The following is an 18,625-nucleotide window of genomic DNA, read 5'->3' as shown; positions in this document are numbered from 1 at the left end:
TATATTGGTGATTATTCACCAAAAACATCTGCAATTTTAGCATTAACTCCTGAATCTACCTGCCTTTCTGCAAGTAAAATCATATTCTTTATAGCCAAAGCCGAAGAAATACCATGCCCAACAATCACATTTCCCTTCACACCGATAATAGGACTTCCACCTACTACTTCGTAGTTCATTCGATTAATCAGGTGATCGTCAATTGACTGAGAATTAGCGTATTCGTATAGCGATTCACCCATTTTAAAGATCACGTTTCCGGTAAAGCCTTCGGTCACTACAACGTCGGCTTTATCTTCAAAAAGGTCACGCCCTTCAATATTCCCAACGAAATTGATTTTCTTATCAACTTTTAGAAGTTGATAAGTGGCCTGGGCTACTTGAGAGCCCTTGGTTTCTTCTTCACCGATATTAAGTAAAGCCACTCTGGGCTTCGCAATATCTAGTGTTAAACTGGCATAAATGGAGCCGAGCTCTGCAAACTGCTGAAGTAACTCAGGCTTACAATCTGCATTTGCACCGATATCCAGCATAATATTAAACTTCCCGTTTCTCAAAGGAAAGAAGCCCGCAATAGGCGGACGCTGAATACCTCCGTATGTTTTCAAAACAAAAAGCGAATGAACCATCATAGATCCGGTGTTACCCGCACTACAAAAGGCATTCGCTTCTTTTGATTTCAATAATTTAAACCCGACTGATATACTCGAATCAGGTTTTTGAGAGAAAGATTTTGCAGGATGCTCGTGCATTCCTACAACCTCCTCTGCGTGTTGAATCTTAAGTCTTTCTGTGGGGTAGTCTACCCCTTCTAACAAAGATTTGATTTCATTTTCTTTACCTACCAAAGTAACAGAAGTTTTGTCTGAAAGCTCCTCAAGAGCTAACAATGCACCTTCTACGGCAACTTTGGGGGCAAAATCACCACCCATAGCATCTAATGCTATATTCATAGGCTATTAAAATCTAATTTCTGTCTTACCAGAAGACAAGATACTTACTTATAGTCTTCTACTACTAATTTACCTTTATAATAAAGGTTACCCTCGTAAACGTGAGCTTTGTGACGCACGTGAATTTCACCTGTAGTTGCATCTACAGAAAGGGCTTTAGTAGAAAGATTATCGTGAGTTCTACGCTTATCTCTTCTGGTTTTCGAAATTTTTCGTTTCGGATGTGCCATCTCTACCTATTAATTTAAATTGTTACAATTTCTTTTTTAATGCCTTCAGAGCTTCCCATCTAGGGTCAGACTCTTCCGTTTCTTCTTCAGACTTCGTGATTTTCTCTTCAATAGTATCTGAGTAAATCATTTCGTCGTATTCATCTTCATCTCTGAACTTAGGGTGAAGCTTTTTCATTGGAACAGCCAAACCTATAAAATCAAAAATCAGATGAGCGATGTTGATCTCACTTGCCCCAAAAGGGATAATCTCAACATCTTCTGAAACCACTTCGTTTCTGTCACCAAACTTATAAATGTACTTTTCAGCAATCTCAATTGGCTCTTCAAAAACCTCTAAGCTCCTATCACACACAAGCTCTAGAGAACCTGTAATATCAAAGTGAAGCCTCATCATGGTAGCGGACTTATCAAGTTCAAGATCTAACTTAAACTCACCGTTTTCGATGATATCCTGATCAAAAGACTCAAAAAACTCCTTACCTCCTTCGAAGTCAAACTGATGCTTTTTCTCGTCAAGCCCCAGTATATTTATCTCGTATTGAGCTAAGTACTTTTTCACCTTTTGTCAGAAAGGCTGCAAATTTACAACCTTTTTTATTCATACTAAAACTTTGACCGAATATTTAGACAGACAACTAAAAACACTATCAACAGGCTAATTCTATGAATCAACACTATCCAGTCTGGCCTAATTTTGACTAATTTCGGAAAAACTTTAGATAAATGCTTGTAGCAGACATAGGGAATACAGATATCGTCATTGGGATTTTCGAAAACGATACACTTACGCACAGTTTCAGAATCCCTTCCAAAAGAGATGAATCAAAGGTCTTTTTCCAGATGAAGCTGGTAGATTATCTTTTAGAAAATAACTTATCTCCAGAGAAACTGGGAGTTAAAGTACTGAGCTCTGTGGTTCCAGAGTTGAGTCCCATTATTCGAGACATTTTCTATGAAATAAATAAAGAAGATTTATTCGAAGTAAAACCTAATTTACTACCAGCTCTAAAAGTAGACATTGAAAATCCGGAAGAACTGGGTAGTGATTTATATACAAATGCTGCAGCCGCATACTTTAAAAGTAATTCCGCATGTATTATTGTTGATTTCGGAACTGCCCTGACTTTTACCGCAGTAAATTCTTCTGGTGAAATAATGGGGGTGTCGATTTGCCCTGGCCTTAAAACGGCAATAAACTCTCTTTTCTCTAAAACGGCACAATTACCTATAGTTCCTCTGGAAATTCCAAAGTCAGCCATCGGCCGTAATACTATTCAATCTATCCAATCAGGCGTTCTTCTTGGTTATGAAGGCTTGGTGAAGGGGCTAATAGAAAATTTCAAGTCTGAAATGAATGAAGACTCAGTCAGGGTATATGCTACGGGAGGACTTTCATCCATATTACCGGGCCTGAAAGATGTGTTTGACGAAATAGACATTGACCTCACCTTAAAAGGGCTTCATATTATAGGTAGTACCCTTTCAACTCAATAAGTTTTTCAACCTCCTCTTTGACCATATAACGGATAGATTTTCGTTCACGAATTGCCTTTCTTATATAGGTAGCAGAAATATCAAGTAAAGGAGCCTCTTCAAATTTTACTTTTGGGTGGTCTTTGAAATCATGTACTTCGGTATTGGGTCTGGGGTAAACATATAATTGATAATACTCCAGAATTTTATCATAATTCTTCCATTTCTTAAACTGCACAAGATTATCCTCACCCATTATTAATACAAACTCATGTTGAGGATACTTTTCAGACAAGACTGTTAGAGTGTCGATCGTATAACTTGGCTTGGGCATCGTAAACTCTACATCTGAAACTTTCAGCTTAAAATTATCCGCAATAGCTCTCTTTACAATCTCATAACGATCAAACTCATGAAGCAAACTCTTGTTCTTTTTAAAAGGGTTTTGAGGTGAAACTACGTACCAAACCTCATCGAGGTCAGTATTATACGCCATGGTATTACCAATGATAAGATGCCCCATGTGTATAGGATTAAAAGAACCAAAGAAGAGTCCGATCTTCATAGAAAGCTAATCGTTTTTGAGGAGTCAAAATTGACAAATAGATTGTAGAAATCCGAAAAACAAAAGACTTAATGCCGCAGGCTTTTGAATCCCATTTACTACCAATACCTTTAAGAAAACAAAATATTGCATGAGCAAACAGCGACTTATCATTGATATGGATGATGTGATGGCAGACACCGGAGGGGCCATTATTGATTTATATAATAAACACTTCAAAACAAGCTATCAAAAAAGCGACCTACTTGAGCAAGATATTTGGAATGAGGAACTAAAGGCTAATTACGTGGATGAGTTGCGTAGCAAACTTCACGAACCTGGTTTTTTCAGAAATCTTTCAGTGATGACTGGAGCCAAAGAGGTCATTAAAGAACTACATGAAAAATATGACCTTTTCGTTGTTTCAGCAGCTATGGAGTTTCCGAACTCTTTGAAAGAAAAATCAGAATGGCTTGATGAACATTTCCCATATATTCACTGGAAAAACAGGGTTCTCTGTGGTGATAAATCAATAATCAAAGGCGACATCATGATAGATGATCATGACAAAAACCTCTCTGTTTTTAAAGGTCAATGCCTCCTTTTTCACGCCATGCATAATCACAAATTAGAGTGGTACCAGCGTGTCAAAAGCTGGAAAGATGTGGCAGTTGAATTATTGTAGATATGAAACCTACTGTTGTTGCTTACTTTGCTTTCTTAATCTTCAATATTACAGTGGCTACTTTGGAGATAGACAGCCTTAGAATAATCACCAAGCCACTCTTAATGCCTCTACTGGCTCTTTATTATTGGAAAAGTGCCTCAGAAAAGTCTAATTTATTATTTATTGCTCTTTTATTCTCATGGCTGGGAGACATCTTTCTGATGTTTGAAGGGCAACAGTTCTTTCTCATGGGTCTTGGCTCATTTTTAATCGCTCACCTGACCTACAGTTTAAAGTTTTATAAAAAGTTCTCAGGAAGATGGTTACCGCTTTTACCGCTTGTCTCTTTTGGGTTAATCTTCACTGTCCTTATTCTTGGAGATTCTTTACCTGAGGTAATGCAATTGCCTGTTTACGTTTACATTTCAGCTATAATTATCATGGTCTTTTTAGCCTCAGCCAGAAATATAAATCAACAGAGTTTTGTCTTTGTTTTAACAGGAGCTTTGCTTTTTATGCTCTCAGACGCCTGTATCGCTCTGAACACGTTCAATAAAGATATCCCCTATCCTCCTTTATGGATAATGACTACTTATGGTCTGGGGCAATATTTAATCGTAAAGGGCATTTTAGAGGAGTAAATCTCATCCAGAATTAAGTATTTGCCGTTCAGCTATTTAGCTTAATTATTTATTTCAAAAGTGTTGTTTTCTTTTTGACGCCTTTTCACTATCTTTGCAGCCCGATTTATAAATAATTAATTTTTAATAACAATGTACGCAATCGTAGAGATAGCAGGCCAGCAGTTTAAAGTAGAAAAGGGTCGCCACATCTTCACACATCATTTGGAGGGTGATGCGAACGCTGAGCTTGAGTTCGACAAGGTACTTCTTGTGGACAACGACGGTAAGGTAAGTGTAGGTGCTCCTACCGTAGAAGGTGCTAAAATCAAAGGCACAATTTTAGAACATTTGAAAGGCGATAAAGTAATCGTTTTCAAAAAGAAGCGTAGAAAAGGCTACCAAAAGAGTAATGGTCACCGTCAATATTTGACAAAATTGATGATCGACGACATCGTAGCATAAAAATGAATTTATTGTGTTTGCCGCAGTGCAAACCACAACCTTAAAATATTTATCAAACATGGCACATAAGAAAGGTGTAGGTAGTTCCAAAAACGGACGTGAGTCGGAAAGTAAGCGTCTTGGAGTAAAATTATTTGGTGGCGAAGCTGCTATTGCCGGTAACATTATCGTGCGTCAGCGTGGCACAAAGCACAATCCTGGTCAAAACGTAGGTGTTGGCCGTGATCATACTTTGTTTGCGTTGAAAGATGGTGTCGTAACTTTCAAAAAAGGAAGAGACGGTAAGTCTTTTGTTCACGTATTACCTTCAGAAGCTGCTCAGGCTTAAGCCTCAAAGCTTTTATTAAATTCAGCCGAATTCTCTGATGAGAATTCGGCTGTTTTGTTTAAACCATTTTAAAGTATTTACCGTTAAGGGTATTATAAAAACTGAATAAAGAGATGCTGAAAAGAAGTACAATGATCTATACGGAATTAAGTCCAAATCCTAATTCCATGAAATTTGTTCTTAACTATGAATTAGTACCGGAGGGCTTATCATTTGACTATCCTGACATGGCCAGTACAAGAGATGAGAAGAAAGCTTCTCCGCTTGCCGCTGACCTTTTTCAGTTTCCTTTTGTTCAGCGTGTGTTTATTGCTTCAAACTTCATCACGATTACAAAAGATGATGAAACGGAATGGGAAACCGTTCTTGGCGATCTTAGAAGATTTCTAAAGATATTCTTTGACGACGAAAACGATGTTTTCCTTAAATCTACTATCGATAAGAATACGCTGATTGTAGATGCAAATGACTCTGAAACTGTAGGCAAGATAAAGGCCACTTTAGATCAATACGTGAGACCTGCGGTAGAATCTGACGGTGGAGCCATCAATTTTGCTGATTATAATGAGGAATCAGGAACAGTAACTGTGATGCTTCAAGGTTCATGTAGCGGCTGCCCTTCTGCCACAGTTACCTTAAAAGACGGGATAGAAAGATTGTTAACCAATATGGTCCCTGGTGTAAAGGAAGTAGTAGCAGAAGCTATCTAACTTAAACTCTCCAAGACTTTTCTGATCTCAGCCTGCTCTCTTCTTTTCTGAAGAAGAGTAGGTGCAGACACACGTTCTTTACAGTCGAAAATACCACAGCGTTCACAAGTCTGATTTACCTCCTGTTTGATAATATTTTTATCATTCAGGAACTTCATTTTTGCCTTCAGAGCATCGTTCACTTCAAAACCGAGACTCACGGAAATATTAAGTTGACGTTTGATATTCAACGGTCTGGCCATTGCCATCACAAAATACTCATGATTCCTGTTTAGAAGATGTGAAAACTGACCATCCACAATTGGCTTGGTGTACTTCCCGGCCTGCTGCTTGGATGAAAGGTGATCTAAAATCCCTATTGACACCCATCTACGGCAGTAATGTTCCTCCTTATTCTCTTGTGGACCAAGCCTTTTAGAAAGGTGCATTTCTTTGGTTAGAAAATACTTTTGGCTACCAGGCAGAGCATCAAAACGCATAAACAGAAAACTGTCTATTCCGAAATACTTTGGTAAAACATTACTTATTCTATGAAAGAGTGTCTCTGGAGTAGCATGAAAACGCAGAACCAATTTATTCAGGTACTCAGGATTCCAGGTTTTCTGAGAGAACCAGCCCTGAAGTTCGTTTACCAGCTCTTGCTGTCTGATCAAAATTGCTCCCGCAAAATACGAGGCCTTGAAATTATTAAGAACTTCTTCAAATGATTTTACCTCTATGCTAGAACTGGTGTACGGTCTTTCATTCAACTTCATGAACTGAAAGCCCAGCTCTTTGGCCATGGTAAAGGCCCTCTGATCTTCAGAAATACGTTTATTAATCATCAGGACCTTGCTTTTCTTACGAAAAACCGATCTCATGTTGGCAATAACCGGCTGATCTTCTTCATCAAAATAAGAAATCCTAATACCGTATCTGTCTGCCAGAAGTTCAGAAAGTTGATTTTCATTCAACACCTCATTTTCAGACTTCACATATTGCTGCAGAAACTTTGCTGCTTCCTCTTCGAGATCAGGGAAGTAATTCTGATGCATTTCCTGATAAGATCTCAAGGCTGCAAAATAGAACTTCTCTACAGTCAGATTATAGTTTTTACCAATCTCGAAAATGGCATTAACAAAAGCACTTAACTTTGCCGGAGCGGCAGAGAACAAATCAAGCAACTGGGCAGTCTCCAGCCCAAAAAAGTCAAAAGGGATTTCTGTGAGCATATTTGACTTTAAAAGCTTTGCCATAGGCTCCAGCTTTTTACTCAGCTTCAAAGAAACCAAAGAGTCATAATCCACATCAAGCGAAGAAGCAAGGGCAGTAATCTTATCCGTTTTCGGATACTTCTTTCCCTTCTCTATTTCATTTAGGTAAGATTGAGAAATACCCGAGGCCTTAGAAAGAGCCTGCAGAGATAATCCTTTTTCTTGTCTTAGCTGTTTTAGTTTCAGCCCAAAAATCAGCCTGATGTGTTCGTTTTTCAAGTTCGCTTAGTTAACTGCCCTAAATTCAAGATTGATTTGATCGCCTACTCCGGAGAGGAAGTTTCCTGTAGGAGCTTGCAAGACCATCTCGCCAGTTTTCAATGTAACAATTCTAAAATCATAATCAAGACCAGGGAGCTTTATATTCACTGAGGTTTCATTTCCCAGAAAGGTCCAAACGCCTTTACTGATGATCGATTTTGACGTTTTATCAACCCCTCTCACTTCACCATCTGCCCTAAAATCAAATTGCATAGCATACAATAACAAAGCCTCCGTATTTAAAGATGCATCTGCTATTGGCTGGCCATCTTCATCTGAATAACGCTCTAATTCCCAAAGATTTAAGGAGATTAACTCTGACGAACTTTTGTCTGGGTCTACTTCTTTGTCTTTACAAGAGAAAGCAACGGCCGAAATAAGTAATACAAACAGAAATTTTTTCATTGCACTTTTGTTAGTTAATTGAGTCAGAGCAGAAACAGACTCTTCTCAATCAAAATGTAATATTTTTGTATAAAACGTTCTTTATGCCGTTTTACTCAGCAAAATTAGCTTTTTTTTTACGATCACTTAGCCTGATTACTCTAATCAGTTTTGTTTTTCAAAAAGCAATCAATGCACAAGAGTGTATTGACTTAGAAGGCTTTGAGGATGAGGAAACGGGAACGATGAACTGGCAACAGTTCCCAAACTTTACATTACCCTTCGAACTTGTTTACGGACTACCTATTAGAAATCAAGATGCCAACCAAGCTCTAAATCATGGCTTCTCCTTAATATCGGATCCATCTGCATATCAATCCATAGGTCTTAATCAAACTGCACAGATTTATTACGGACCTGCATATTTAAACCAGAACCAACCATGGGAAACATTACGCAGCCCGTGGGAAAATAATGCCGTCGGTTATGCCCAGAAGTGGAATTCAGATTATTTAAACTTTGCTCAGCAAACAACCGGAGATGGCTTAATTAATTCATCACTTTTTTGCTTTGACATTGAAAGAGTATATCGTTTTGACCACGAAATTCTGGCTTTAAAAAACAACCCCGCCATTCCAGGTTTTTACACCAATCGGTCTGATGAAGAATTCCTACAAATTTACAAAAGGGACATCAGAGGCCTATATGCTTCAGTTTTAAGTAGCTACAGATCTAATGGAATCTCAAGTAACACCAGGATTGCTTCCTATTCTGATACTCCGATAGTGAATACTTTTGAGAATATCCAAGGTCGCACATGGGAACAATGGCAAACAGATAAGTCTGCACTAAACTTTATTTGTACAGATGAAAACGGGGACTTAGGCGGTTCTTTTTACGATCAGATTGACATAGCCACACCTGCCGCGTATTACTATTATGACTACCCTCACCCCTTTGCAGGTGAATATCTTTCCTACCTACTATTTCAAATAGAAGCTAACAAAGCCTGGACAGATAAACCTGTGATTCCGTTTGTATGGATGCGGTACAGCTTTAATGAAGATGTAGTGGACCAATATATTAAACCGTGGATGGCGGAGGCCACAGCTATCTTCCCTTTTTTCTCGGGAGCAGAAGGCTTATGGCTGTGGGAGAACCCAATTCTTCATCAAACAGAAAATGAGTTTGCCATTTACAACCATTTCCTTAAAGGGCTGTACAGATTAAGTGAAGTAAAGGACTTTTTTGAGGGAGACCATGAACTGGTCATGGAAACCTCTGCCAGAGATTATAATGAGAACAAGCAGCCGATTTGGCGTGGAGTAGTTAAAGGAGATCAAATGCTGGTAGCTGCTCATAATCCTTTTGCCAGTGATGAAAATGAAGAGGTAACTATTGGCATCTCTTATCAAAACTGGTCTGGTACTGTTACCTTAAAAGGTTACGAAACGAAGCTCTGTGTTTATGACCTTTCTGCATTAGGAATGGATGAAAATCAACTCCAAATTGAGGTTTACCCTAATCCGGCCAATGATATCTTAAAGGTTGCTTTAAAAGAGTCAATTGATAATTTAGAGATCAATCTTTATAACCTGCAGGGTCAATTATTGCATAGCAAAGAAATTACAAACACTACCTCAAACGAAGAAATATCACTAAATATTAATCACTTGCCTCAGCAAGAAATGATCGTTGAGATCAAGGAGGAACATCGGCGTTTTGTTAAAAAACTGATCAAAATTGAATAGACTACAGCACGAAAAAAGTCCTTATCTAAAACAGCATGAAGATAATCCCGTGGATTGGTTTCCTTGGGGTGAAGAGGCTTTGGAGAAAGCCAAGAAAGAAGACAAGCCTATTCTGGTGAGTATCGGTTACTCTTCCTGTCATTGGTGTCATGTAATGGCTCATGAGTGTTTTGAGAATGAGCAGCTGGCTCAGATCATGAATGCCTATTTTGTCAACATCAAAATTGACCGTGAGGAGCGTCCAGATATTGATGCCATCTATATGGATGCTTTACATGCCATGGGTATCAGAGGTGGATGGCCGTTAAACGTTTTTCTGATGCCTGATGCTAAACCTTTCTATGGTGGTACGTATTTTCCGGCTAAAAATTGGCAAAACATTTTATTGGGCATAAATAATGCCTTTAAGACTGAACGCGAGAAACTACAAGAGTCAGCAGACAAGTTTGCCGCAGGTATTGGAGCATCGGAAGCAGAAAAAAACCGACTTTTTGAGCTCAATCCGACTGACACAAAAGCATGGTCAGAGGAAAATCTAGAAGAACTTTTTGGTACTCTTCTCTCCCAGTTTGACCCTGAGAAAGGAGGATTCAATAGAGCACCAAAATTCCCGATGCCTTCTGTCTGGTTATTCATTCTAAATGCTTTAAAACAGAAGAATGACCCTGGTGGTTTTTATCATTTGAAATTGACATTAGATAGAGTGGCCTTGGGAGGAATTTTCGACCACCTGGCTGGCGGCTGGACGCGATACAGCACAGATGATGAATGGAAGGTACCTCATTTTGAGAAAATGCTTTATGATAATGGCCAATTGCTGGAGCTATACGCTGAAGCGTATAGCAGTTTTAGAAAGAAAGGCATTTCTCCAGAAAGTCAGAAACTATATCAATGGGCTGTAGAGAGTACATTGAACTGGCTAAAGAGCGAAATGAAATCTGAAGAAGGTGGCTATTTCTCTGCTTTAGATGCTGACTCAGAAGGCATCGAAGGCAAATATTATGTTTGGACAAAAGAAGAAATAGACACGCACCTGAAAGAAGACTCTCAATTATTCTCAGATTTATATTCCATCTCCTCTCAAGGAAATTGGGAACATGGAAATAATGTCATTCACCTGGACGCTTTACCCAACAAGAATCAGTGGAATACTTTGCTAGAGCAATGGCAAATTCTACTCAAAGAGAGAAATAAAAGAATCAGACCAGGTCTTGATCATAAAATACTTTGTTCATGGAATGGCCTGCTACTATCTGGTCTAACAAGTGTAGCTGACGCTTTCTCAAATCCCGATTATAAGAATTTGGCTCTGGACCTTGCAGAGTATATTGAAAAAAGCTTTTTAGTCAGTAGTAAGGAAGGCGTACCTTGTCTAAATCATTTGAAATTTGAGAATCAGCCATCTGAAACGATTGCTTTCCTTGAAGACTATGCGGCCGTAATAAAGGCTTATATACAGCTATATCAATTGGCTTTTGAAGAAAAATGGCTTCATCTAGCTGCTGAACTGATGGATTACTGCCTCCATAACTTTTTTGACCCTGAAGAAGGTATGTTCTTTTTCACTGATAGCCAGGCCGAGAGCTTGATTGCACGCAAAAAAGAAATTTATGATAATGTAATTCCCTCTTCAAACTCTATGATAGCCGAGTCATTGATAGACTTATCAGTACTCTTAGGAAAACCTGATTATAAGGAGCTTGCCAAACAGATGTTTGGCAAAATAAAGAAAATCACCTTGACCGACCCTGGCTTTATGACCAATTGGGCCAAGGTAGGCCTGAAGCTATCAGAAATCACTACAGAAATTGCGATAGTAGGGCCCAACTATATGAAATTCAGAGAAGAAATAAGTCAGACTGTTGACAAAGACGTTTATTTCGCTGGCACTAAGGGCAGCTCAGAATTAGCTTTATTGAAGGAACGTGAGCCCAAAAATGGAGAAACACTGATTTACGTTTGCCAAAACCACGCTTGTAACCTACCTGTACAAACACCAAAAGAGGCCTTAGAACTTTTAAATGGATTATAGAATTCACCCACTCTCTGAGAATGCTGTCACACTTTATCTTGAACAAAGGATCAGCCCCGAGATTAACGATATGGTGATCGGGATTTGTGAGTGGATTGAGTCAAATCCTTTTGAGGGTTTTGTAGAGCTAGTTCCGGCCTACTCTTCAGTTACTATCTATTACGACCTAGTAAAAGTGAATGCGTTTTACCAACAAAGTCCTTTTAAATTTTTAAAGACGTACCTTGGTGGAATCCCGTTTGATCAACTTCAAAAAAGTAAAGTAGATCAACGCATCATTGAAATCCCCGTCGATTATTCTGGTGAAGATTTAGAGACAGTGGCCGAGTATAATAAACTCAGCGTGAAAGAGGTCATAGAGGTTCACTCAGAGCCGCTATATCGCGTATATATGATGGGGTTCTTACCAGGCTTCCCATATCTAGGAGGGCTTTCGCCTCAAATAGCAACGCCAAGAAAAGAAAAACCACGATTGAAAGTCAAAGCCGGAAGTGTGGGAATAGCGGGAAACCAGACAGGAATTTACCCCTTAGATAGCCCGGGAGGTTGGCAAATCATTGGGCATACCAAACGGAAATTATTCAGTCCCAACGAGAAGAAGCTTACACTTTTAAAAACAGGAGATATGGTGAGGTTTATCTCCAAATAGTATGAATTTATGTGGCATTCATTTGATTTCTAGGTATTTCATTCTACCTTGACCGTATAATCAACGAGTGAACTAACCACGATCTCAGCAAATTGATTTTCTTAAAATCAGGCATATTAACCACTGTTCAGGACCTCGGCCGAACAGGGTATCAGGCAAAAGGCATTAACCCTAATGGAGCAATGGATCAAACCTCGATGAGATTGATCAATATTCTGCTGGGCAATGATGAAAATGAGGCCGTGATAGAGTTTCATTATCCAACTCCTACGATCACTTTTGAAGAGCATGCTCTGTTTTCAATTGGTGGAGCGGACTTTTCTCCTTCCTTAAACAGACAGTCAATAGATAATTGGAAGGTACATTCTGCTGCTCCTGGTGACATGCTCACCTTTGGAAAAAAAATGAAAGGAGAAAGGGCCTATCTTTCAGTAAAAGGAGGGTTCAAACTTCCAAAAATTTTGGATTCCAGCAGCACAAACCTAAGGGCAAATTTTGGAGGTCAAAAGATTGTAAAAGGAACTTCACTGGAGCTCAATTTAAAAAATGGTACCCTTTACGAAGCAACTCAAAAGATTAAGGTTTTTCCCAGAACCGTCAATGTCAGTCTTAGGCCTTATATAAAAACAGATCAGGAGATCAGAATTATTGCCGGAGCTGAGATAGACACCCTTGATAAGGAAAGCCGAAATAAGATTTTTGGTCAACGCTTCATTGTTTCCGGTCACTCCGACCGAATGGGTTACCGCCTGGAAGGAGATTGCATCAATAGTCAAGGCAATTCTGATTTAATTTCTTCGGCTGTGGCTTTCGGAACCATTCAATTATTGCCAGATGGTAAACTAGTGATTCTTATGGCCGATCAGCAGACTACCGGAGGATACCCCAAAATTGGCAATGTTATTTCAACTGACTTACCCATTCTGGCTCAATTAAGCGTAGGGCAGCACATTACTTTTAGAGAAATCAGCATTGAAGTTGCCGAGCAAATTGTACTTAAGCAAGAAAGGGAATTCAGCAAATTCAAAGCAGCAGTTAAACTCTTCTCCTAGCGTGATTCACCTTAATTGCGATATGGGTGAAATAGAAGAGACCTGGAATACAGATCAGGAAATTCTCGCTTATATATCTGCAGTTAATATTTCTTGCGGTTATCATGCCGGCTCACCCAGCCTAATTTCTAGAACAATTGAGAAGGCTATGCAGCACGGAGTTGAAATTGGCATACATCCTGGTTTTGATGACCCGGATAATTTTGGCAGAAAAGCGATTGCAATAGACAACCAAGGTCTTGATAATCTGTTGTCAGTTCAAATAGAAAGCTTTCTGAAGTTAAGTAATGAACAAAACGCAACGATAAAACACATTAAAGCTCACGGAGCTCTTTACCACTCTATTGCCTACTCAAAAGACCTTTCTGAGACATTCTCAAATTTTATAAAATCATACAATTGGACAGTTATCGGCCCTCCAAATTCAATTTTAGAACAAGTTTGCTTAAGTAGAGGGCTAAATTTTTTGAGAGAAGGGTTTGCCGATAGAGCTTATGAGCCAACCGGCGAATTGGTATCTAGAACAAAAAAGAATGCCGTCTTTCACACTATTTCTCAAGCAGAAAATCAAATCAAGTCTCTGTCTCTAGAGTCAAAAGTATATTCAATAAATGGAGCTCAAATTAGTCTCGCCATTGATACAATTTGTCTTCATGGAGATAATCCAATTTGCCTACCATTACTTAAAAGTTTGAGAAGTCAGGGGTTAATCTAATAAGCTCAGAAAAATCTTAGCTATTAATCTTTACGGTACTCGTATTTTCTTGATTTGTTTGTATTTTTGCCCTGCAATAAAAAACAACGACAGTAATGTTTGATTACCAATTCCCAACCTGGTTACCAATTGTATTTTTTGTAGTACTTCTTACAGGTTCTTTCCTTATCGGAAAGTGGTTAGTAAAAAAAGACCGTAACTACGACGGTTTCTAAAAAATACCGCCTTCCAGGTGGTAAACGTTTTTCTCGGGAAGTTTCTTTTTAAATATTCTGGTCAGAATATAACTTCTGGTGCCATTAGAGCAGGCTATTATCAAGTCTGTAAAGGCATCTAGCTTATGAATATGCTCATTTATCATATGAGCCGGGATATTTATTCCTCCTATATTAAAATCATGATACTCCCAGACCTCTCTTATATCGACAAGCGTGGCTGTTGGATTTTCTAGTATTTCCTGAGCTCTTTTTAGATCAACTTCTTCGAATTCCATTGTTATAGCAAATTAGCGGTTGAAAAACTGTAAAACCCATGGTCTGTAAATATGATGTGGTCTGACAGAATGATATCCATAAACTTTGCTGCATTTTTTATTTTATCGGTCAGGTTCAAATCACTTTTACTTGGCCTCAACTGTCCGGAAGGATGATTATGAACTAAAACTATAGAGTATGCCAGGTTTTCCAGGGCTATTTTCAAGATAAGCTTCGGATCGGCCACTACCATTGATACTCCACCTGAACTCACTTTTTGAGTTTTGATCGGTTTAGCGGCAGCATCCAACAAAATCACCCAGAACTCTTCATGAGGTAAGTCTAACAAAAAGGGTTTCATAAACTCATACGCATCATCAGGGCTTAGAAGTTGCTTTCTTACCAAGGGTTCGGCATTTTTTCGGCGTCTTCCTAATTCTAGGGCTGCTACAATACTGATAGCTTTAGCCTCCCCTATTCCCTTGAAACGCATCAAATCTTTAACACTTGCTTTGGCTAATTTGTTGAGGTCGTTGTCATAGAAGCTAAGAATCTCTCGGGAAAGCTCTACAGCAGATTTCTTTGAAGAACCAGATCCAATGAGAATGGCAATGATTTCTGAGTCAGTGAGACTTGAGCGGCCTTGTAAGAGGAGCTTTTCACGGGGGCGATCTTCTTCTGCCCAGGATGTAATGCTGTTTTTGGTGGATTCCATGTTCATGCTGACAATTTAAAAAGTTTTCAGCAGCAAACACATAGCTATAAAACAGAAAACCACTTGCCAATAGACAAGTGGTATCAATATCTTACAAAGACACTAATTAAGCAGCAGCCAAAGCATTCACATGCTTCGCTAGAGCAGACTTAATGTTAGCAGCTTTGTTTTTGTGAATCACGTTCTTACGAGCTAGCTTATCAAGCATAGAAGAAACAGTTTTAAGGTACTCACCTGCTTCTTTCTGATCTGACATACCACGTAGTTTTCTAACTGCAGTACGAGTAGATTTGTGCTGATATTTGTTTCTTAGACGCTTCGTTTCTGAAGATCTGATTCTCTTTAATGCTGACTTATGATTTGCCATTAATTCCTATATATTTTTTCGATTCCTCTTATTTCGGGCTGCAAAGATATACATAATGAAATTATTTTACTAATTGATTTGAAAAATTTGGTCATTTTTAAAGCGGCAGAGAAGTTATTGACTGCGAATCACTTAGCTTAGCAATTCAGAAGTATTGAAATTTTGAAGAAAACCCCTCTTTTTGCTCTTGGCCTCATAACTATTCTACTTACCGGTTCATTCTATTGGGGTTTCTATGCACATCAAAAAATCAACCGCCTGGCGGTGTATACCCTCCCTCCGGAACTTCTGGGCTTCTATAAGAAAAACATTGACTATATCACCGAAAATGCTGTTAACCCAGACAGAAGAAGGTACGCCGTAGAAGGTGAAGCACCACGACACTATATAGATCTGGACGTTTATACATTGGAAGTTCAGGAAGACCTAAAAACATTAAACTGGACGAAGGCCGTAGAGAAATATACTGAAGACACTCTGATGGCATATGGTATAGTACCATGGCAGGTGATTAGAATGAAGTATCAATTAACCGATGCTTTTGCCAAAAAAGATATTAGAAACATACTTCGTATATCGGCAGATGTGGGGCATTATATCGCCGATGCACATGTACCTTTACATACCACCGAGAACTATAACGGCCAGTTTACTGGTCAATATGGAATTCACGGTTTTTGGGAAAGTCGTTTACCAGAATTGTTTTCTGAAGATTACTCCTTTTGGCTAGGCAAATCAGAATACATCGAGAATATTCACAGTAGAATTTGGCAAGTAGTAGGTGAATCTCATGCGGCATTAGACAGTGTTTTGGGATTTGAGAAGGAGCTAACGCAAAAACTTTCTCAAGACAAAAAGTTCACTGTCACTGAAAGAAACGGTATTACGATCAGGAACTATTCCAGAGAATTTTCTGACAAATATCACCGCATGTTAGGTGATCAGGTAGAACGCCGAATGAAAGCTTCAGTAAAAACAGTGGGCGATTTTTGGTTTACATGTTGGGTTGATGCTGGTCAACCAGATTTACTAAACATAGAAGAGTATAAACCCACAGAAGAAGAAATAAACGAAGAAGCGGATTTAAGAAAAGCTTGGCTTCAGCGATTATTAAACGTTCGACGCGAAGCGGATGATTAAAATGAGTATGAATTAAAAAGCCCTCGCCATTGACGAGGGCTTTAGATTGATATTATCTAATTTCTACTTCAAAGCTTTGACGGCTGCGGTTAATTTTGGTAGAACTTCAAAAGCGTCCCCCACGATACCGTAGTCAGCAGCCTTAAAGAAAGGAGCTTCTGGGTCCGTATTTATGACCACAATTACTTTTGATGAGTTCACCCCAGCTAAGTGCTGAATAGCTCCCGAAATACCACAAGCGATATACAGGTTAGGAGCAATCTTCACACCGGTCTGTCCTACGTGCTCATGATGAGGTCTCCAGTCCAGATCAGAAACAGGCTTAGAACAAGCAGTGGTAGCACCTAATGCATCGGCTAGGTCTAGTAGCGGTTGCCAGTGTTCTGGTCCTTTTAGACCTCTACCCCCAGACACTACTAAATCGGCTTCCGGCAAACTAACAGTACCAGTAGCTTTCATGGTATCAGTAACTTTAGCCTTACCAGCGATATCACTCACAGGAGCTGTAAATTCTGATACTGTTGCGGTAGCATCAGTTGTTACCGGTGTAATAGCGTTTTTCTTTATTGCTAATATTTTAACATCGGAGCTTAACGAAGTCTTGGCAAAAGCCTTCCCTGTAAAAACAGATCTGGTCACCTCAAAACCATTTGACAAATCTGGCAAGTCTGTAACATTACCAGCAACTCCAGCCTTTAGGGCTCCTGCAGTCCTTGCCACCACAGCGTCAGCTAATGACGATTTTGGGGTTACAATTACCTTTGCACCTACTTGTGTTGCGGCAGCGGTAAGTATATCAGCATAGGCAACGATATTAGCATCTTTAAGCTCCTGACCACCAGCATGCATCACACTGTTGGCTCCATAGGCACCTGCCACCCCTAAATCTCCTGCCTCGGCCTCACCGATAGCGAGAGAAACTGCCTCTACTCCGATCATTTCGGCTACTTTACTACCATAGTAAATAGCTTCAAGCGAGGTTTTCTTTATTTGTCCTTCTTCTAATTCTGTTAATATGATAACTGACATAATACGTTCTTCTTTAAGGTTGATGAATTTGATTTAGAGTACTTTGGCTTCATTCACCAAAAGATCAATAAGCTTTTCAGCCTCCTCTGCTGGAATCATTTTCACAGCACCTTTCTCAGGAGGCAAGCTAAATGACGAAACTGCAGTAAGGCTCTCTCCTACCGCCGATCTTACATTTAGAGGCTTTTTACGAGCAGTCATAATACCTCTCATGCTGGCTATTTTCCACTCGGCTATTGGCTCCTGACATCCTAAAACCAAAGGAAGTTGAGCTTCCAGCTTCTCTTTACCACCTTCTATCTCACGAGAGATTTTGGCAGTAGTTCCTACTACTTCCAGCTCCATTACGGGTGAAAGAGAAGGCATTCCTAACATTTGACCTACAATACCATGAACCACTCCTGAGTTATAATCTGTGGTCTCACGGCCCATCATTATCAAATCATAGCTACCTTCTTTTGCTACAGCAGCAATTTGCTCTGCAACAAAATAGGAATCAGTAGGCTCTGCATCCACTCTTATGGCTTCATCTGCACCTATAGCCAAAGCTTTTCTAATCTGCGGCTCAGTTTCTGAAGTCCCTACATTAAGCACAGTTACCGTTCCGCCAGACTGCTCTTTCAGCTCAATAGCTCTGGCAAGGGCGTAATCATCGTATGGCCCGATGATGTAGGTTACGCCGTCTTTATTAAACTCCGTGTTATTTTCTTTGAATGTAATTTTCGCAGTAGTGTCCGGAACACTCGAAATACAAACCAGTATATTCATAATTATGTTATGTTAGCGTTGTAATGACTCAAAATTGTTATGC

Annotated in this window: 23 protein-coding genes; 12 read left to right on the top strand and 11 right to left on the bottom strand. The window is 39.3% G+C overall.

Annotation, left to right across the window (positions count from 1 at the left end):
• Positions 1 to 11: 11 nt before the first annotated feature.
• The 3 genes from plsX to ACUXV0_RS17815 are packed head-to-tail and all read right to left on the bottom strand — an operon-like array spanning position 12 to position 1,745.
• On the bottom strand, positions 12 to 953 hold the full coding sequence (gene plsX, locus ACUXV0_RS17825) for a phosphate acyltransferase PlsX (protein ID WP_446190937.1): 942 nt from the start codon (positions 951 to 953) through the stop codon (positions 12 to 14).
• Positions 954 to 997: 44 nt separating this feature from the next.
• Positions 998 to 1,183 (bottom strand): 50S ribosomal protein L32, encoded by a 186-nt coding sequence (rpmF, locus tag ACUXV0_RS17820; protein WP_446190936.1) that lies wholly within the window; start codon positions 1,181 to 1,183, stop codon positions 998 to 1,000.
• Positions 1,184 to 1,205: 22 nt separating this feature from the next.
• Entirely contained in the window at positions 1,206 to 1,745 is a 540-nt protein-coding gene (locus tag ACUXV0_RS17815; RefSeq protein WP_446190935.1) for a YceD family protein, read from the bottom strand.
• Between the two features lie 164 nt (positions 1,746 to 1,909).
• On the opposite strand from ACUXV0_RS17815, the gene ACUXV0_RS17810 reads away from it, so the two are divergent.
• Positions 1,910 to 2,680, top strand: coding sequence for a type III pantothenate kinase (locus tag ACUXV0_RS17810; protein WP_446190934.1), 771 nt, complete (start codon positions 1,910 to 1,912; stop codon positions 2,678 to 2,680).
• Here ACUXV0_RS17810 and nadD read toward each other — a convergent pair.
• Positions 2,652 to 3,224: a nicotinate (nicotinamide) nucleotide adenylyltransferase gene (nadD, locus tag ACUXV0_RS17805; protein WP_446190933.1), complete on the bottom strand. Its 573-nt coding sequence runs from the start codon at positions 3,222 to 3,224 to the stop codon at positions 2,652 to 2,654. The two genes, ACUXV0_RS17810 and nadD, sit on opposite strands and share 29 nt — an antisense overlap.
• Before the next feature lie 130 nt (positions 3,225 to 3,354).
• Here nadD and ACUXV0_RS17800 point away from each other — a divergent pair, with 130 nt between their 5' ends.
• The 5 genes from ACUXV0_RS17800 (at position 3,355) to ACUXV0_RS17780 (ending at position 5,993) form a co-directional block, all read left to right on the top strand.
• Entirely contained in the window at positions 3,355 to 3,888 is a 534-nt protein-coding gene (locus ACUXV0_RS17800; protein WP_446190932.1) for a 5' nucleotidase, NT5C type, read from the top strand.
• A 2-nt stretch (positions 3,889 to 3,890) separates the two neighbouring features.
• Complete coding sequence (locus ACUXV0_RS17795; RefSeq protein WP_446190931.1) at positions 3,891 to 4,511, top strand: lysoplasmalogenase; 621 nt, start codon at positions 3,891 to 3,893, stop codon at positions 4,509 to 4,511.
• Between the two features lie 132 nt (positions 4,512 to 4,643).
• On the top strand, positions 4,644 to 4,955 hold the full coding sequence (gene rplU / locus ACUXV0_RS17790; RefSeq protein ID WP_446190930.1) for a 50S ribosomal protein L21: 312 nt from the start codon (positions 4,644 to 4,646) through the stop codon (positions 4,953 to 4,955).
• Positions 4,956 to 5,013: 58 nt separating this feature from the next.
• On the top strand, positions 5,014 to 5,283 hold the full coding sequence (gene rpmA, locus ACUXV0_RS17785; protein WP_446190929.1) for a 50S ribosomal protein L27: 270 nt from the start codon (positions 5,014 to 5,016) through the stop codon (positions 5,281 to 5,283).
• Between the two features lie 113 nt (positions 5,284 to 5,396).
• On the top strand, positions 5,397 to 5,993 hold the full coding sequence (locus tag ACUXV0_RS17780) for a NifU family protein (protein WP_446190928.1): 597 nt from the start codon (positions 5,397 to 5,399) through the stop codon (positions 5,991 to 5,993).
• Here ACUXV0_RS17780 and ACUXV0_RS17775 read toward each other — a convergent pair.
• Both ACUXV0_RS17775 and ACUXV0_RS17770 read right to left on the bottom strand, forming a co-directional pair.
• Positions 5,990 to 7,465, bottom strand: coding sequence for a helix-turn-helix domain-containing protein (locus ACUXV0_RS17775; RefSeq protein WP_446190927.1), 1,476 nt, complete (start codon positions 7,463 to 7,465; stop codon positions 5,990 to 5,992). The genes ACUXV0_RS17780 and ACUXV0_RS17775 overlap by 4 nt on opposite strands.
• A 6-nt stretch (positions 7,466 to 7,471) precedes the next feature.
• A complete protein-coding gene (locus tag ACUXV0_RS17770; RefSeq protein ID WP_446190926.1) occupies positions 7,472 to 7,912 on the bottom strand; it encodes a hypothetical protein in 441 nt (146 codons plus the stop codon).
• Between the two features lie 83 nt (positions 7,913 to 7,995).
• Between ACUXV0_RS17770 and ACUXV0_RS17765 the strand changes: the two genes are divergently transcribed.
• The 5 genes from ACUXV0_RS17765 to ACUXV0_RS17745 all read left to right on the top strand — a co-directional run bounded on the left by ACUXV0_RS17765 (position 7,996) and on the right by ACUXV0_RS17745 (position 14,090).
• Positions 7,996 to 9,642, top strand: a complete 1,647-nt coding sequence (locus tag ACUXV0_RS17765; protein WP_446190925.1) for a T9SS type A sorting domain-containing protein — start codon at positions 7,996 to 7,998, stop codon at positions 9,640 to 9,642.
• Positions 9,635 to 11,674 (top strand): thioredoxin domain-containing protein, encoded by a 2,040-nt coding sequence (locus ACUXV0_RS17760; protein WP_446190924.1) that lies wholly within the window; start codon positions 9,635 to 9,637, stop codon positions 11,672 to 11,674. The genes ACUXV0_RS17765 and ACUXV0_RS17760 overlap by 8 nt, the downstream gene beginning before the upstream one ends.
• On the top strand, positions 11,664 to 12,323 hold the full coding sequence (gene pxpB / locus ACUXV0_RS17755; RefSeq protein ID WP_446190923.1) for a 5-oxoprolinase subunit PxpB: 660 nt from the start codon (positions 11,664 to 11,666) through the stop codon (positions 12,321 to 12,323). The genes ACUXV0_RS17760 and pxpB overlap by 11 nt, the downstream gene beginning before the upstream one ends.
• Positions 12,324 to 12,415: 92 nt before the next feature.
• Positions 12,416 to 13,375 (top strand): 5-oxoprolinase subunit C family protein, encoded by a 960-nt coding sequence (locus ACUXV0_RS17750; protein ID WP_446190922.1) that lies wholly within the window; start codon positions 12,416 to 12,418, stop codon positions 13,373 to 13,375.
• 1 nt (position 13,376) lies between these two features.
• Complete coding sequence (locus ACUXV0_RS17745) at positions 13,377 to 14,090, top strand: 5-oxoprolinase subunit PxpA (protein ID WP_446190921.1); 714 nt, start codon at positions 13,377 to 13,379, stop codon at positions 14,088 to 14,090.
• 211 nt (positions 14,091 to 14,301) lie between these two features.
• Here ACUXV0_RS17745 and ACUXV0_RS17740 read toward each other — a convergent pair whose 3' ends face one another.
• From ACUXV0_RS17740 to rpsT, 3 genes are all read right to left on the bottom strand, one after another.
• Positions 14,302 to 14,583, bottom strand: coding sequence for a rhodanese-like domain-containing protein (locus ACUXV0_RS17740; protein ID WP_446190920.1), 282 nt, complete (start codon positions 14,581 to 14,583; stop codon positions 14,302 to 14,304).
• 2 nt (positions 14,584 to 14,585) lie between these two features.
• On the bottom strand, positions 14,586 to 15,278 hold the full coding sequence (gene radC, locus ACUXV0_RS17735) for a RadC family protein (protein WP_446190919.1): 693 nt from the start codon (positions 15,276 to 15,278) through the stop codon (positions 14,586 to 14,588).
• 106 nt (positions 15,279 to 15,384) lie between these two features.
• The gene (rpsT, locus tag ACUXV0_RS17730; protein WP_446190918.1) at positions 15,385 to 15,645 is read right to left on the bottom strand and encodes a 30S ribosomal protein S20; all 261 of its coding nucleotides are present in this window, start codon (positions 15,643 to 15,645) and stop codon (positions 15,385 to 15,387) included.
• Positions 15,646 to 15,807: 162 nt separating this feature from the next.
• Between rpsT and ACUXV0_RS17725 the strand changes: the two genes are divergently transcribed.
• Positions 15,808 to 16,785: a zinc dependent phospholipase C family protein gene (locus ACUXV0_RS17725; RefSeq protein ID WP_446190917.1), complete on the top strand. Its 978-nt coding sequence runs from the start codon at positions 15,808 to 15,810 to the stop codon at positions 16,783 to 16,785.
• Between the two features lie 63 nt (positions 16,786 to 16,848).
• Here ACUXV0_RS17725 and ACUXV0_RS17720 read toward each other — a convergent pair whose 3' ends face one another.
• Positions 16,849 to 17,814 (bottom strand): electron transfer flavoprotein subunit alpha/FixB family protein, encoded by a 966-nt coding sequence (locus ACUXV0_RS17720; RefSeq protein WP_446190916.1) that lies wholly within the window; start codon positions 17,812 to 17,814, stop codon positions 16,849 to 16,851.
• Positions 17,815 to 17,847: 33 nt separating this feature from the next.
• A complete protein-coding gene (locus ACUXV0_RS17715; RefSeq protein WP_446190915.1) occupies positions 17,848 to 18,582 on the bottom strand; it encodes an electron transfer flavoprotein subunit beta/FixA family protein in 735 nt (244 codons plus the stop codon).
• Between the last annotated feature and the right edge of the window lie 43 nt (positions 18,583 to 18,625).

The organism is Jiulongibacter sp. NS-SX5 (assembly GCF_052828545.1).
This window is presented reverse-complemented; position numbering and strand designations above follow the sequence as displayed.